This is a genomic window from Secundilactobacillus angelensis (assembly GCF_012641075.1).
Classification (GTDB): domain Bacteria; phylum Bacillota; class Bacilli; order Lactobacillales; family Lactobacillaceae; genus Secundilactobacillus; species Secundilactobacillus angelensis.
Map to the genome: position 1 here is coordinate 123,968 of NZ_JAAXLJ010000006.1, position 16,794 is coordinate 140,761.

Below are 16,794 nucleotides of genomic sequence, written 5' to 3' on the forward strand. Positions count from 1 at the left end.
ACCCAATCAAAAATTTCACACTTCATAAGTCTAGATAATTAAACACATTTATTAATTTAAGCAAGAACAATTAATATCTTTAAATTTAAAAAGCCCACAAATCAATACTAGATTTGTGGGTTATTTCTAGAAACTATGATGGAAACTCAGCCCACAAATGTCAAAGCTCATTTCCAAATTTAGGTAGTCACCATATGCTTAACTATAGGGATCCGAACCATTAAACTAGCGATAATAGTCACAAAACCTACAACAACTACAAACAATAAAATTAATAAATTGCCACCATGTATTTCCAATACTTTTTGTAAGACCATTATTACAAACGGATGAATAATATAAATTGCCATTGTTATACCAGAAAGAAACTCAATATTACGACTTTCTCTAGCTTCGGATTTAAAATATACTGATAATGAAATAAAAAGAGCAATGCAAAAAATAAATGTCAGAATATTATCATAATTAAATTCAGCGTAGTGATTATGGATAAGCACTTTATTGAAAATTGAATATATAATTAATAGGATAAAAGAAGTAACTGAGACGGCAAACAACATGGTTTTGTGAATGAAATTTTCAAAATCAATACGCTTTATCCCGCATCCAATCATATAAAAATCCAACCAAGTCCAAAATCTAAAAGTTTGAATAACATTGCTTTGAACCGGATAACCCTCTAAATGCGAAAATATATCTGTCCCAAAGCATATTAAAGTCAAACAGATAATTGCAATTGGTAAAAAATGGACACTTTTATTCATCAGCCAGGATAGTATAGGGGCAAGCATATATAAAATCATAAGACTACCTAGAAACCAAAAGTGATAGAGATGTCCAACCTGTATCAATCCGCCAAACACATTAAGAACAAAATTCCCATTGCTCTTAATAATAGTCTCAGCGCAAAACATGAGTAATCCCCAGGAAACTACAACGAAAATTAAAGTCCGTATTTTTTTAAATGAATACGCGAATGATATTCTTTTTTTGTTAAGCACAAAATAACCATTTGCCATAAAAAAAAGAGGAATAGCAGGTGTTCCTGCATAGTAAAGAATTTGATTAGCCAAGTCACTATTCGTCTGAAAGTTTGCATCACCAAATACATGCAAACCAATAACACCTAGACAAGCAATAATTTTAATTAGATCAATACCATAATTTCGCACCGATTTTGTTTCCGACATATGATTTGTAATCCTTCCTAAACAACATAGTGCTAATTTTTTAAATTTTGTTTTACTTCTTTAATTAAGTGAACTCGAAGCAACAATAGTAATATAACATAAGCCAAAATTCCAATGATGACTTCAACAATCAACATCAACCAAGTCATTGGCAATCTATTGTTTAACATGAAGACAATCACAAACATAATCAACCCTGCAAGTAGATACTTACCAGTATCCAAGAACAAATTATGATAGTTCACTTGCTTACGAACCACAATTAATTGATAGATTGTAACTGTCGCTTCTGAAATGACAGTTGCGATTGAAGCACCAACCGCGCCCCAAAGTAAAATTAAAGGAATATTGACAATTAAATTAACAACAGCACCTATAACAACTGATGTAGTATATTTTTTTGTCTGATTTGTTGGCAGCAAATACTGCGTTCCAATGGCATTACTCCAAGCAATCAGCAAAATAACTACCGCTTCAACTATCATCACGGGGACAACGCTATTAAACTTGGCAGTAAAAAACAATGGTACAAAAGTTGGGGCAACAGCCATCAGTCCAAAGGTCATTGGAACTGAAAGTGCCGTGACAAACGAAAAGCTCTTATAAAGTAGCTGTTTTGTCTTTTCATGCTGACCGTGCGCAAAAGCATTTGCCACATGTGGTAGCATAACTGTCCCAGTTGCTGTCACAACCGCTAAAACCATCTTAATCATCTTATCAGACTGATCAAAGTATCCAGCTGCTCGAACCGAAATCATCGATCCAAGCATCGTTTTATTTAAAACTAAATATACCTGCGTTGCAACTTGTGGCACAAACAATACGAAAGATGGTAATAAGTGACGCCACAAATTCATGCTGCGCCATTTCGGTGACCCAATATATCGTTTAAGGCTTGGGAATAGAGTCAAATTACCTAGCAACAACGAAATTGACAAAATTAAAATATAAGTATTTAAATCAGCATATGACCTCACTAAAGCAAAAATGCTGATTAAAGTAATGATCTTCACTACAAAGTTTCTAAGAACGGTTACAGCAAAATTTTCAACTCCCATGAAAAACCATGAGATATCAAATGCAGCAGCGATAATAGATAAGGACTGAGCCCAATAATACTTTTGATACTGATCAACAAAGAGTAAAAAAATCATAAAAGCGAGAAATGCAATTATGATTGTCACTATGCGCATAAAAAATATTTCGTAAAAGGTCCGAGTCAGTTGAACTCTATCATCTCTAACAAAAGCCACCTGTCGATTACCATATAAATTAACACCAATACTTCCAAACAAAATAAAATACTGAATAATTGAGTTTGTGTAAGAATTTATACCTACCCCAGTAGGACCTAATACACGAGCTAAATATGGTGTAGTAATCAGTGGCACTAATAATATAAACACCTGATAGGACGCGTTATATAAATAATTTCTTACTACCCTCATCCGATTTTATTCTCCAAATTCTTTACTAACAACCTTCAAGGCAGCCATGATTGTTTGATCCATGTTGTAATATCGATATTGTCCTAATCGACCACCGAACACAACGTTGGGTACACTTTTTGCAAGCTCTTGGTACTGTTTATAAAGTGCATTGTTCTTAGTATTATTCACTGGATAATACGGTTCATCGCCACGTTTCCAATCTTTAGGATATTCTCGAGTGATAATGGTTTTACCTTTATCACCTTTGCCAAACTCAAAATGCTTGTGTTCGATCACCCGAGTATAAGGCGTTTCAGCATCCGTGTAATTTACGACAGCATTCCCTTGATAATTATCGACATCTAATTCTTCAGTTTCAAATCGTAAACTACGATATTGTAACTCTCCTAATTGATAATCAAAAAATTTATCAATCATACCGGTAAAAATTACTTTATCGTACTGTTTCAAATATTCATCCTTTTTATCGAAGAAATCCACACCAGTATGCACATCAATCAGCTTATTATCTAACATCTTTTCAATAATCTGAGTATATCCGCCAATTGGAATCCCTTGATAAGTATCATTAAAGTAATTATTGTCATACGTTAATCTAACAGGCAAGCGACGAATGATAAAGGCAGGTAGGTCACTTGCTTTCTGTCCCCACTGTTTTTCAGTATATCCCTTGACCAATTTTTCATAGATATCTCTTCCAATAAGTGAAATAGCCTGTTCCTCAAGATTAGCTGGCGTCTTGCCTGCCATCTCCTGTCTTTGATGATCAATCTTTTCTTTGGCTTGCTGGGGTGTTACAACCCCCCACATTTTATTAAAAGTATTCATGTTAAAAGGCATATTATAGATTTCGCCCTTAAAATTAGCTACTGGACTGTTAGTATACCGATTAAATTCAGCAAATCGTGTTATATATTCCCAAATTTTCTTATTACTTGTATGAAAAATATGCGCACCATACCTATGGACTTGAATATTATCTATGCTTTCAGTATATATATTTCCGCCAATATGCTTTCGCCTTTCAATCACTGTAATATTCTGCCCACGCTTAGCGGCTTCATTTGCAAATACGGACCCAAAGATTCCAGAACCAACAATCAAATATTTCATTAGTCATTTCTCCTGTACAAAAATTTTACCAACAAAATCTTAAAGTTCTCGGTTCAACCGACAACTTGATTCATTTACTTTAACAATTTAAAACATTTAACTGATTAGAAACCTCTAATTAGACGGTGCACCTAAGAATTGAATATCACACAAATACCATCAATCAAAAAATATCACCAAACTGAAATTTACAATTTAAATACATAATCAGAAAATTCAGAAGTAGGATAATGAAGGCCTATATTTTAACCATACTAAGAGAAAAAAATCTCCACAATCCGATTAAATACTAGCACTCCCATGCACTATCAACAACTCTCGACCGGCAAACGGGGTCAGGATTCATTAAACATTCGATTTGGTATGTCAACATTAACCCCACATAAGGACAAGCTGCCAGTAGTTGATGTGGTACTGGTCAGACCATTTAGGAGAAATTTTCCCCTTAAATTGTCGTTCTCACGGCTTGCAAAATTACTATTAATTTGCCTTTGCCTGTCCTTCAAGGATTAGTCGATTGCGAGCGCTAAAAAATTACCCAAGGACTATCAGTAGTCATATTTTGTTCACCATTTTTAAAGCATGTATCCCACTATTCAATTATTCTTCAACATCCATCGTACATCGCTACATTGATGCTAAACTTACTACCGATAGATAATAAAAGAAACTATGCCAATGGAGCAAAGAATCTCGACACAATCGTTTTAATAAGAGACCATTAAGAAAATTGACAGCTAATATCACTGATCAAATTATCTTTGATGATTGAAACTGATTTCGTGTAAGAACAAATTATCAAGCCGATAAGTCGCAACGCCTAGGCACTTTAATCTAGCTCCAAACCATATGAATTTACTGCCGCAATTAGATGTAAACGGGAAGCCACAACTTACTTAACCGAAATTAAATATTTGTCAATGTGATATCAATATCACTAATTCGCCTTATATTATGTCCAGGCAATCTGTGTATATCAATCTGAGACGGTTAAGTAGGAAAAGCTGCCAACACTTTACCACTATCTCCACTGTGGTTGTTCTCACTGATAAGTTAAGTAAGTTAGTAGCAAACTTAGAATGAAATTTCATATTATTTTAAAATAATATCTTTAATTTGTTCAATGGATGTAAACGTATAGTCATGAAATTTTTTATAAAATATTGCAATTTGAGACTTATGAATATTTTCTTTTTCCTCAAGAAAGGCATTAATTAAAGCTTCTAAACTTTCCGCTGTATACACAATCGGAAGATCAAGATCTGTTGGTTTCTTATAGAAGCCCCTACTATGCTGATATGATTCCAAATCGGGGGTGTATAGAATTATGGGTTTCATTAGAATTGAATAATCAAAAATAACACTAGAATAGTCACTAATTAAGATATCACTAACAATATATAATTCTTCAATGCTTTTATATTTGGTAACATTGATAACTTTATCGGCCAGATGTTCATTTTCATCGAAAAAATAATGACCTCTAAATAAAAAATTATATTTATCAAGAATTCCGTTCTGATTAAGCTTATTTAACACCTTCAGAACCTTTTCCATTTCACTGGGGTTATCTCGAAACGTTGGGGCATATAATATAACTTTTTTGTTAAGATTTAGGTGCATTTCATCTTTTAACTTCTGCTTATCATCGACAGATGAATTATACAGTCTAAAATTTCTCGGTAACCCACCACGTATCATATGTTTAGTTCTTGGAAAAACCTCGCTAAATATCTGTTCATCATATTTTCCGTTAACCGTTAGAAAATCAATCTGAGCTTTTCGATACCAATTCGTGACTAATGGATCCGCACCAATATCATCATCACCAAGCATTTTCATTGGGATTCCATGCCAAGTGTTTATATACACATGTTTGTTCGAATTAATAGGAAGTAAACGTTCAATACTAGCATTTGAGATCCAATATTTAGAACTTGCTAACTCATAATAATATCTTATTGAATTAATATTTACTTTTTCATTAGTACTGACACTTTTAATGCCTTTCGGATTAACAAATCCCCATCGAAACTTAAACCTCTGAAATCTTTTATCTTCTTTCATGTTTAAATATATGACCCGAGGACTATCGCTATATTGTTTACCAGAAAAACTAACAAATAGGATTTTCCTTTGATCTACTTTTGTAAAGTGTTGAAGTACTTTAAAAAAAATCGACATAAAAGCAATATAGAGATGCATCAATATTTTATTTTTCTTAATAATATTTTTCACTGTTTACCCTTTTCAATATCTTCCAACCTCTTCAATAGATGTCCTATGCGTTTCTCGACAAAAAATAATCAAACTAATGTTATCAGAAAAAATATGATAAAATTCCCCCTCAAAATTGATGATCAACTTTAGATACCAATTTTTTTGTGGAGAACAGGCTACTTTTAATTATTTATAGCTTTCGAATCAGAAAAAAATTAGTCAATCGATTTAACATCATAACTATCTTCCCAATTAAATTCTTCCACGAGGCTAATTTCTCTTATAATTACGATCATCAAACTTATTTTTATTTCTTTACGAAATTCCAGTTAGTTGATTCTCACAATTAGATTTTTTTATTCCCAATTATTTGGTGATTATGCAATTCATCTTTTCGCAAAATAAATGCCACTAACAAATAGGTTAGAATAAAAATATAAATATATGAATTATTAATCACAGTCACACAAAACAAGAAAAAGGACAGCATTGCAAAACTCGCTACTTTCCTGTTAGTAAATAATCCAAAGATAGTTGGAATCAAATATAGAAGTAATCCAACGACACCCCCATATGCTAGTACTTCCATAATTCCATTTGAAAAACCTGTAATTCCCGACAATTGATTTACTGCTAGTAGCCTTCTAGTATCCATAAAATTTAAAATTTCATCATAGTTTCCCAACCCATTTCCTAGAAAAGGATGCTGTTGCCACGCTTGAAACCCTGCAATATAATCATCAATTCTTAAGCTTGATGATGACCACCAGTTAGCACTCAATTTCTCAGAGATAATAAATCTGACGGCAAATGCAGAAAAGGCCAAGCCCAAAAGTACAAGTATAGATTTAACTAACCAATTTCCAAGTTTGTTAACATACAGAAGGTAGAACGTAAAACTTAAAACAACCAAAATAGCACCTGTGGAAGACGTTGTCGTAAAAATTGTTATCACTAGTAGCCACTCTTCCAAGTTTGTATACTTTGACTTCTTTTCTAAAAAAATTACCACCAACAAAGCTATTGACAAAACATAGGAATACATTGGCGCCTCAACAAATAATCCGGTATTTCTAATTAAGTGAAGGCCCAAAAAGTTTGTAGCACCCTGCGCTATAAAGTGCAAACCGTAATATCCGGAAATTGTTGAATTACTTCCCCAGTTAACATTGATACTCATATTTGGCGAAGCGCCGAGTGAAGCGAATACCCAAAAAAATAGGGACATAATTGATAATGCAACAATAATATTTTTAAACTTTATAAATAGAGAAATTAATTGATTATGTATAGCTCTTTCATAGAAATAAACTATTCCTAACATTGGCATAACCAAATACAGAATCACATATCCAAGTTTATCCTCAGAATTTTTAAAGTTTGCAGTTAGAAAAAATACTGCATAAACAAATAGAGTTACCCAGATAGTCACCATACCCTTAATATCTTTGTTGCTTTGATACAGATTATTAAAAGAAAGAGCAAATAATGCTATTAGAGCAACTAGGCAAAATAATTTTATAAGTGTATGCAAGCTAGGTTGCAAATAGAATACAGTATTAACTTGCAATATGGAAAAAAAGCCAAAATATATTCAAAAAAATTAAAAAAAGAATTATCAAAATCAGTACCGCTAATTTTCATGCTAGTTTCTCCGTAATTTCCATGAATCACATTAATAATTATCACTAGAAGGTTAAATTATATTAAATTGCCCGATTAATAGCATTTAAAGTGAAAAAACCTTCTCTAATTTCCTGTCGAATTTGATTAACATCAACAAGCATATTTTTATATTTTTCCGCCGAAATATCATGTAAACATTCATCTAATTCAGATAACGAGTCTATGCTAATACCCAGATTATTCTTCTCTACGAAATCAGCAATTGCAGCCTGCTTCCAGACGATAACCGGTAAACCACAACTTAAATATAAAGAAACTTTGTGCGGATTATTATACTTAGTGTACTCACCGTAGACACCATTATTTTCAGTTATAGAATCTCCATCCCACACTAGCCCAAACGAGCCATTCAGATGTGGTATCAATTCTTCGGAGGAATATTGACCTTTATATTCCACATTCTTGGGATAGCGCTTTGCAGGATTCGGACCATATACTTGAACGCTTTTTTTGATGCTCATCTTTGTCAGAAAGAATGCTTTCGTCAAGTTCCCCGCATAAACTATCGGATCACTCATCGTAGGAAAATGTGGTGAACTATTAGTCAAATAATCGAATAATTTCAAAGTGATCATCTTCTTTATTATTCCATTTTTCTTTAACCAATCTTGCATTTTATTATTGTGTACAATTAACACATCAAACTGTTGCAAAGTTTTGATTTCATTCTGAACAGCTTTTTTTTCTTTCTTTGCATCCCGTAACACCTCAATATCATGAATAACACAAATTAGTTTTATTCTTTTCCTTCGCAAATTTCTCAAGATCACTTTGGTTATATACTTGCTATAAATCGGATACTGAAATACAAAAACACCATCTTTAATATTTTTTAGCTTATACCACCAAATTATTTTCCCGAAAAGCCTTCTCCAAACCTTACAACTTTCCGAATTATAAGTAACACGACTAAAACCAGTATCTTCTAGAATATTCACAATATCCTCTTTGGGCTTTGATAATGCAGTATGATTTTTTTTTGTGTCTATGCTTAATATATATTTTCCCATATTATCATCCAATCTAAGGAGTTGTTTTTATTAAATGCATCCAATTTTATAAAGGAAATGAAGTACACCCATTTTCAAAAAGACAATTTTAATCCGATCTTTCTTCCCTAATTTAAAGAAATTAATACTTTTACTTTGCTGCTGAATCATAGCTTTAATTTTTTTCATTAACCGCTTATTTTTATGGTAAGAATCAAGCTTACACTGAATTGTATAAGCCCTAATAAGCCTAATAAATGTATAATAATTAGCTGCAGTCATTAATTCCGGAGCGTTCCGTCCAATAAATTTTTTAATTTCTTCTATTGTATTCAAGTAATCAAAACTATACTGACCATTATTTGAATTTGTAACCGATGATTTTCTCTGAACATATTTATATTTACGAATTGGCAAAATTAATACGTTTTGCGAATAAAATATTTCCTTATATGTCGTGGCCATATCTTCACTAAATTTCCTTCCGGCAGGAAATTGTATAGAATTATCAATAAGAACTTTACGTCTTACAATATTAAGAAACGGTAAGTGGAATATTTCTCCGCAGAAAAGGAATTCTAACGCCTTATTATTTGAATATACTCCATTTGGAAATGAATGATCTTGAAGTCCAACAACATCTTTTTTAAGCTTGGTACCTTGTTCATCAACAATGTCACAATCAGTTACAATCAAATCGATTTTCTTTTTTTCTAATTGTAACGGATCCTTAAATTCTTCCAGCGCATCCTGAGCTAAATAATCATCTCCATCAACAAAATAAATAAAATCTCCTTGGGCTTCCTGAATCGCCCGATTTCTGGCCTCAGAAACACCAACATTTTCATTCATTTCAATTAGCTTTACATTCTTGTGAATACTTGAATAAAACCGTACTTTTTCAACAGTGTTATCCACTGAAAAATCATCAACCACAATTATTTCAATATCATGTGTTCTCTGTGAGACAATAGAGTCGAGGCATCGAATTATATAATTTTCAACGTTGTATGTTGGAATAATGAAGCTCAAAATCATGTGCACTTAACCCCCAAATAATTAGATTGCCTGCTGATCAGATTTTATGAATTATAAAATAAATAAATCTTAAAAAACAATACATTTTCATTTTACAGTTACTATATGTTATAACATTTGCATATACTACGAGTTCACAAATCTAATTTCATCTTAAAAGTGAGTACGTACTTTTTTTGAGGAAAACTTTCGAAAAATTAAAAAAAATATTTTTTTTAAAGTATGCTTTTTTCCAATAAAATTCCACTTTAACTCTTTGAATTTTACATTATTTTTCAGTAGCCAGACATCCATTAATAACTCAGAAACATATCCAAAAACCCTTGCCTCTTGTACATCATAACTAGTAATGTCTATTTTAGACTCCAACACTTTTAAGACATCGAACAACCAGTCTGTATAATCATCAAAAAATTCTCTTTTCATGACAAACATATTGAACATATGTGCACTACGACGAGTCATTACCGTATCAAAGGCATTTAAATAATCTGGAAACTTTTGTGAAATAACTTTTCTTGTTTCTAATAACGGCTTCTTGTGATGGGCATGTACATAGTGGGAATAATTGGTTTCGATGTAATATCTTCTTTTTTGAGGGACTAAAACATCGTATTCTTCTAAGTATTTTTCAATACTTTCCCGTTTTAAAAGATTAGAAAAAATCGCCCTTCTAGTCTCAAAAAAAAGCCTTCTATAATGAACTAACCCTATTATATCAGTCTCTGGCAAGTTGTATTTAGCCCAGTAAATAGCAGTAAGCTCATTAAAGTTTGCATTTTTATCAGAGATGTTTACCCCCTCATCATCTCTTTGATAGTCTATTCCCTTTTTCCAATTACTGACCGCCCCAACTAAAATTGGTAAATAAAGAGATTTATCCTGTGGCATTTGAGCTAATTTATGAGTGGCAACCAAAATTTTTATTTTAATCAGAAAGCACCCTTTCCACTAAATATTTTCACAAGGTTTTCCCAAATTATTTTCAGGTCAAACGAAACACAGGCGTGATCAATATAATTCATTTCGATATTGGCACGCTTTGGATATCCTATTTGGCTACGCCCACTTGCCTGCCAGAGTCCCATTGCACCAGGCTTCACAGTCAACAACTTTTCTTTATCATATTGAATCAATTCTTCCTCAACAACTGGTCGCGGGCCAACAAGACTCATATCACCTTTCAGAATATTAATAAATTGAGGAATTTCATCAATTGAAGTTTTGCGTAAAAATTGGCCAATCTTTGTTATTCGCGGATCATCCTCAGGTCTCAACTTATAATTATTTGCAATATACTTAGCATACAGTGCCTTATTTTTATGCAGCTTTTCATCGGCATTTACTACCATTGAGCGAAACTTATACATCTTAAATTTTTTCCCGTGGAGACCGATGCGTGTTTGGGCATAGAGCAACGGGCCTTGGCTAGATTCATCAAAATAGTTCATTAACCATACCAGTAAAAAAACTGGGCTTAAACCGACTAATGCTAGAAGAGACAGTGCAACATCGGCGCTTCTTTTAACGATTAAGTAGGTCCAATGTTTAGAATTACTCTTCTGAATAGAAGTATTCATCTTTATTTCATGACTTTGTTCCACGTCATTCTTAGCATTCAACATGAAAGATTCCTCCATTTTTCTCCCCTGGTAATTAAAAAAAGCCAAAAAATCGTCTTCGCTTTTCTTTTATAAAACTTAGCCGATGTTGAACAACTGGATCGCCGTTAATAATTGCCTTTGCATTTTCATTATATTCATCAACCATTTCGGCACCAAACTCTTGTCTCAGCTTCGCAAAAGCTTCTTTCATTTCATACTTACGACCAGGTAAATTGTGGGCATCAGATGAAAATACGTATCCTTGCCCTGCCTCTATAAGTTGTCTACAAAATTGCTCAACTTTATCCCCAAAAGTACCAATATAACTACTAGCTGTGATTTGCGAGAGACAACCTTTCTGAAGCAAATCATAAATTAAATCAGGGTGTCGCATTATCTTGGTATTCCTTTCAGGATGAACAATTACCGGAATGATACCTCTCGTTTGTAACTGATATATCATGTCATCCGTGTATGTGGGAACATCGTCATCTGGAAATTCCAGCATCAAATATCGACCACTTTCGTCTGCAAACAAAATGTCATCCTGATCTACTGCCGTTAATAAATCGCCATTAATTCGTACTTCTTGTCCAGGAAAAACAGTCAGTGGAATATTATGCAACTTAAGTTGTTGTTGAAACTCCGCACTCATCCTGATGACATCATCTTTATGATTGATATACATTCCATTCATATGATGGGGTGTCAGTAAAGCATAAGTCACCCCGTTATCAACTGCTTCGTTTGCCAGTTTGAGTGAAGTAGCCATATTAGCCGAACCATCATCTATTCCCGGAAGTAAATGACAATGAAGATCTATCATCCTATCATCCCTTTAAACTACCTTCATATCCATAACCATAACCGTATCCATAACCATAGCCATTCTTTGGTTCCACATCATTTAAAACATATCCTAATAAATTAGCATGAACCATTGTTAGTAATTCCTTCGATCGCGTAACTGCAGCACGTTGGGCAACACCTTGACGTACAACCAGTACCACACCGTCAACATTAGCTGCAAGGACTTGAGTATCGGTTACCGATAACAGCGGTGGTACATCCAAAATAACGAGGTCATATTCGTTCTCTGCAGACCGTAAAAAATTCTTCATTCTGTTAGAATTCAATAATTCCGCTGGATTAGGTGGCACTGGTCCACTTGTGATAATTGTCAAATTATCAACACCACTCTCATTCAAAACTGAATGATAATCTTCGTTATTGGCTAAAATGGTTGATAAGCCTTGTGTATTCACTAATCCAAATGTGGCATTTAGAGTTGGTCGACGTAAATCTGCATCAACAAACAACACCTTTTTTCCTTGTTGAGCCCACGCCACAGCAGTATTCCCTGACACAGTAGATTTGCCCTCACTCACTTCAGATGAAGTAAAGAGCAAAGTTTTAATCTCTGTATCAACACTGGAAAAATCAATATTGGTTCTGACTGTTCGAAACTGCTCAGAGACAATATTTTTAGGTTCTAAAGCGGTAACCAGTTTAACCCCATTTTCGATTGTATCCGTTGATGGCTTTTTTTTATGGTGAAATAACGACATCCTGTTTTCCTCCTATACCCTAACGCGCTTTGAGCGACTTTCAGACTGTGTACTCTGAGATTGTATCATCCCTTTAGAGTTACTCATCTTAATCGTTGCGATGTGCCCCAAATTGGTTAAACCAAGTTCATCTTGAAGAAAGTCATCTTCTTTAACAGTGGTATCTGTTAATTCCTTGATGAATGCGTAACCCATACCAATTAATAGACCTACTACTAGACCAAGCAAAACGATCAATTTCGTATTGGGCGAAGTTTTACCGTAATTTGCTGTCGCCTTTGATACGGTTGTTACATTATTAACTCGCATCATTGACTTAATTTTTGAAGTAAAAACCGAGGCCACTTGATTAGCAACAGCGGCTGACTTATTAGGATCGTCAGTTTTAACATTGATTGCAAATACTTGAGAATTCTGTTGGTTGCTTACAGAAATTGCATCTTGTAATTCAGCAACACTGACTTGGTATGCCCTACCTGATGACTTGTAAATAGCAGGCTTAGCAGCTCTAACTAATACCCGTCTGCCAGTAGTTGCACTTGTCCGATAAACTGCTTTTGTAGCTTTACGAACTACCTTTTCAGGATGAGTTAAGTTCTTCTGAACCTGATGCAGGATTACCTGATTGGTAACAATATCTTTATATGTGCTAACCATCTGCACGTCAGCTTGTTGATTTTGAAGCGCAAGCGCAGGATTGTTATTATCCTTTTGATTAACCAGTAATTGAGTCGTAGATGTATATTTTGGTGTCATTGCGAGTTCAGCAACACCGAAGGCAATAATGCCAAAACCAATTGTTGCAACAATAATGAATACTAAATGTTTGCGTAAGATGCCAAACATCTTTTGTAAATCTAGGGTGCTTTCCATGTTTTCCCTCCGAAATGGGTAATTATTATAACAATATCACTAAAACATTCTGTAACAAAAAGGAAAGAAACACAAGCTTTTCTTAATAAACTTAATTTTATTGAAACATAGAGCGCTTGACGTTTTGGAAAGCAAACTTATCATATCAAATTCCAGCCCCAACTTACGAGGATTTATATGATATATTCTCGAATTTTTAGCTAAACCATCAAAAAAAGAGTAACCATCTTTCATGATGGTTACTCCAATTCATCACGGATTTGTCGTACTTAACCCCAAGTTAGTACGTAATTCATTTGATACACGTGCACGTTCAGTCGAAGAAACCACTTCAAACGATTGTCCACCTAACATCTCGGTCTTGCCTTGGGCATGATCAGATGTGGTGTTCTTGCCAGCATTCCGATAATTTAATGCCAACCCTAACATATCGCTACGCGTTAAATCGGTTTGCATTTCATCCGAAATTGCAACCAAGAAATCGTCATTCAAAACCGTTTTATATGAAATCGACTTCTTCAACAAGGCTGAAATAATCAGGCGCTGTCGTTCTTGACGGCCATAATCACCGCGAGGATCATCATATCTCATTCTTGAGAACTTCAACGCCTTATTCCCATTCAAGTGATACTTCTGCCCCTTAGTGAAAGTGGCACCTTCATAACTAAATGAAAGTGGTGAAACAACATCAACCCCACCGACTTTATCAATCGCCTTTTCAAGACCACCCATGTTGACCAACAGATAGTAATCAATTGGCACGTTCAAATACTTCTGAACCGTGGCAATCGTTTCCTTAGTGCCACCATAGGTATAAGCCGCATTGATCTTAGCTGGTGAATACTTAGCATACCCAGGCAAGTTAACCTTCATATCACGAGGAAGACTCACCATCGTGGACTTATTAGTCTTAGGATTAATGGTCATTACCATGATCGTATCGGTACGGCCCTTATATGAACGACCTAACGCTCCAGTATCCGTCCCAAGTAGCAGGATCGAAACCGGCTTTTTACTTGAGATCACCTTAGAAGCATTCCGTAGTTTAGGCGCTCCTGATGGCTGATAAACCACCTTAGACGTCTCAGACAGCTTGTGCCAAGCATAAGCCACATAACCACCCGCAGCCACAACAATAATAGCAATTAAAATCAGAATCGCGTTTCGCACACGATGGTGACGGTGATGATGGTGGTGATGCTGATGATTCGTTGCTTGATGTAATTCTTTGTTATCTTCGCTCATGTTTCACGTTCTCCCGATTCCACCTCAAACGATGGTTTTTAGAATAGATACATAACACAACATAGCATACTGTACATTTTTCCACTTTATCTACATGACGTCAAGGTTACAAAAACCGCTAGACGGTAACATTCGTATTTGTACAACTCGGTAGTGTTGAAGAATTGGACTTAGCAACTATTTTTCCGCTTGCTGGTTCGCATACACCCCGGCACCAATCATCCCTGCCCACGGGCCTAATTCTGCGGGTACGAGATCACAAACGTCTCTGGCAACCTTCAAGGCATGTCCAGCAATGACTTCTTTGGTGGATTTCAACAGTCGCTCACCTGCGGCTGCCACTCCACCACCGATGATCAGGCGTTCTGGATTGAACATGTTAATGGCTGAGGATAGACCGTAACCTAGGATTTCGCCAGTTTCTTGCATAACCTTTCTGGCTACCTGATCATCTTGATCATAGGCATCCGACACCATCTTGGCAGTTATCTGACTCTCATCACCCTGAATCCACTCAGAGATTACGCTTGTCTCACCAGCGGCTAAATGCTCCTGCACAGTCTTGACCATTCCTCTGGCAGACACGTACCGCCCCAGACAGCCAGAACTACCGCAAGCACACGGGCGACCGTGACGATACATATTCAAGTGACCTAACTCAGCCGCAGAATTGGATTTGCCATACATCATGCGCCCATCCGTAATCATGGCAGCGCCTAGACCAGTGCCTAGTGTCACCATGAGCACATCTTGTTTGCCTTTGCCAGCACCCAGTTGCCACTCGCCGTAAAGGTTAACCCGTACGTCGTTATCCATATAAGTCGGCACGTGGAATTCATTTTCAATCAGCTGCACCACTGGGACGTTGGACCAGTTGGCAAAGTTGGGTGAAAAGATGGATAACCCTTTTTGGATGTTCATTTGACCAGGGACGCCGATTCCGATGGCTTTAATCTGATCCGTGCCGGTTTGGGTCTGCACCAGCAACTGTTTCACACCAGCAATCAGGTTCGTCATGACGCGATTGCTATCTGTCTCCGATTCAGTGGGGACTTTCAGTTTTTCTTGAACAGTTAAATCATTTTTCAGGAGACCAATTTTAATGTTAGTGCCTCCCAGATCGATTCCAAGATACATCTGCTGTCACCTACTTGTAAGCGTTTGACCCGATAATAACATAATTACTGCTAGAACTAAAAAGACCAACCCATCATTGAAGTGCTCCATAATAGTTAGACAAGAAATCTAACTACTATGGAGCACTTTTTATGACCAAATATTCTACTAAGTTCAAAATAAAAATCGTTAAAGAATACTGGCTGGGTGGGATGACTTTACATGATCTAATGCTGAAATACTCGATTCCAACCGCTATAATTATTCGACGCTGGGTAAAACAAGCAGATGAACACGGTTTGGAATCTCTAAAAGTAAAATACAATAAACGGACATATCCACAATCTTTCAAACTAGACGTGGTAAACTATGTGAACACGAATGAAGTTAGCCAGTTGCAGGCAGCCGCACACTTTGGAATATCGGCAAGTCAGGTAAACTCTTGGTGTCGAATTTTCCAGGAAACTGGTGTGACCGGGCTTCGTGATAAACCCCGAGGGAGACCTACTCACATGGTAAAATCAAAGAACCGTAAAGCAATCAAACGACTTAAACCAACGGCTGAGGAAAAGTACAAAGAAGAAATCATGAACCTCAAAGCCGAATTACATCAAGCAGAGATGGAACGTGATATTTTAAAAGTGTTGGCGACCATAAAGAAGGATCAGAAGAACCAAAGGATTCCACGGAAGAAACGTTAA

Annotated in this window: 15 protein-coding genes; 1 reads left to right on the top strand and 14 read right to left on the bottom strand. The window is 35.4% G+C overall.

Annotated elements, in window-relative coordinates; translation table 11 throughout:
• Positions 1-179 precede the first annotated feature (179 nt).
• The 14 genes from HC026_RS05125 to HC026_RS05190 all read right to left on the bottom strand — a co-directional run bounded on the left by HC026_RS05125 (position 180) and on the right by HC026_RS05190 (position 16,114).
• A complete protein-coding gene (locus HC026_RS05125) occupies positions 180-1,190 on the bottom strand; it encodes an acyltransferase (protein ID WP_168924916.1) in 1,011 nt (336 codons plus the stop codon).
• A 32-nt stretch (positions 1,191-1,222) separates the two neighbouring features.
• Positions 1,223-2,638 carry a flippase gene (locus tag HC026_RS05130; protein ID WP_168924917.1) on the bottom strand — a complete coding sequence of 472 codons (1,416 nt, stop codon included), beginning with the start codon at positions 2,636-2,638 and terminating at the stop codon, positions 1,223-1,225.
• A 6-nt stretch (positions 2,639-2,644) separates the two neighbouring features.
• On the bottom strand, positions 2,645-3,754 hold the full coding sequence (gene glf / locus HC026_RS05135; protein ID WP_168924918.1) for a UDP-galactopyranose mutase: 1,110 nt from the start codon (positions 3,752-3,754) through the stop codon (positions 2,645-2,647).
• Positions 3,755-4,846: 1,092 nt separating this feature from the next.
• Positions 4,847-5,992: a CDP-glycerol glycerophosphotransferase family protein gene (locus HC026_RS05140; RefSeq protein WP_168924919.1), complete on the bottom strand. Its 1,146-nt coding sequence runs from the start codon at positions 5,990-5,992 to the stop codon at positions 4,847-4,849.
• 328 nt (positions 5,993-6,320) lie between these two features.
• Positions 6,321-7,544 (bottom strand): O-antigen ligase family protein, encoded by a 1,224-nt coding sequence (locus HC026_RS05145; protein ID WP_168924920.1) that lies wholly within the window; start codon positions 7,542-7,544, stop codon positions 6,321-6,323.
• Between the two features lie 136 nt (positions 7,545-7,680).
• Positions 7,681-8,670 (bottom strand): sugar transferase, encoded by a 990-nt coding sequence (locus HC026_RS05150; protein ID WP_168924921.1) that lies wholly within the window; start codon positions 8,668-8,670, stop codon positions 7,681-7,683.
• A gap of 30 nt (positions 8,671-8,700) precedes the next feature.
• Positions 8,701-9,687 carry a glycosyltransferase family 2 protein gene (locus HC026_RS05155; protein ID WP_168924922.1) on the bottom strand — a complete coding sequence of 329 codons (987 nt, stop codon included), beginning with the start codon at positions 9,685-9,687 and terminating at the stop codon, positions 8,701-8,703.
• A gap of 153 nt (positions 9,688-9,840) precedes the next feature.
• Positions 9,841-10,620 (bottom strand): DUF4422 domain-containing protein, encoded by a 780-nt coding sequence (locus HC026_RS05160; protein WP_168924956.1) that lies wholly within the window; start codon positions 10,618-10,620, stop codon positions 9,841-9,843.
• Positions 10,620-11,267, bottom strand: coding sequence for a sugar transferase (locus HC026_RS05165; protein ID WP_168924957.1), 648 nt, complete (start codon positions 11,265-11,267; stop codon positions 10,620-10,622). The genes HC026_RS05160 and HC026_RS05165 overlap by 1 nt, the downstream gene beginning before the upstream one ends.
• A 76-nt stretch (positions 11,268-11,343) precedes the next feature.
• Positions 11,344-12,117 carry a tyrosine-protein phosphatase gene (locus HC026_RS05170; protein WP_168924923.1) on the bottom strand — a complete coding sequence of 258 codons (774 nt, stop codon included), beginning with the start codon at positions 12,115-12,117 and terminating at the stop codon, positions 11,344-11,346.
• 4 nt (positions 12,118-12,121) lie between these two features.
• Entirely contained in the window at positions 12,122-12,859 is a 738-nt protein-coding gene (locus HC026_RS05175) for a CpsD/CapB family tyrosine-protein kinase (RefSeq protein WP_168924924.1), read from the bottom strand.
• A 12-nt stretch (positions 12,860-12,871) separates the two neighbouring features.
• The gene (locus HC026_RS05180) at positions 12,872-13,732 is read right to left on the bottom strand and encodes a YveK family protein (RefSeq protein ID WP_168924925.1); all 861 of its coding nucleotides are present in this window, start codon (positions 13,730-13,732) and stop codon (positions 12,872-12,874) included.
• A 252-nt stretch (positions 13,733-13,984) separates the two neighbouring features.
• Entirely contained in the window at positions 13,985-14,977 is a 993-nt protein-coding gene (locus HC026_RS05185; protein ID WP_168924926.1) for an LCP family protein, read from the bottom strand.
• A 177-nt stretch (positions 14,978-15,154) separates the two neighbouring features.
• Positions 15,155-16,114, bottom strand: coding sequence for an ROK family protein (locus tag HC026_RS05190; RefSeq protein WP_168924927.1), 960 nt, complete (start codon positions 16,112-16,114; stop codon positions 15,155-15,157).
• Between the two features lie 131 nt (positions 16,115-16,245).
• Between HC026_RS05190 and HC026_RS05195 the strand changes: the two genes are divergently transcribed.
• Complete coding sequence (locus tag HC026_RS05195; RefSeq protein WP_168924928.1) at positions 16,246-16,794, top strand: helix-turn-helix domain-containing protein; 549 nt, start codon at positions 16,246-16,248, stop codon at positions 16,792-16,794.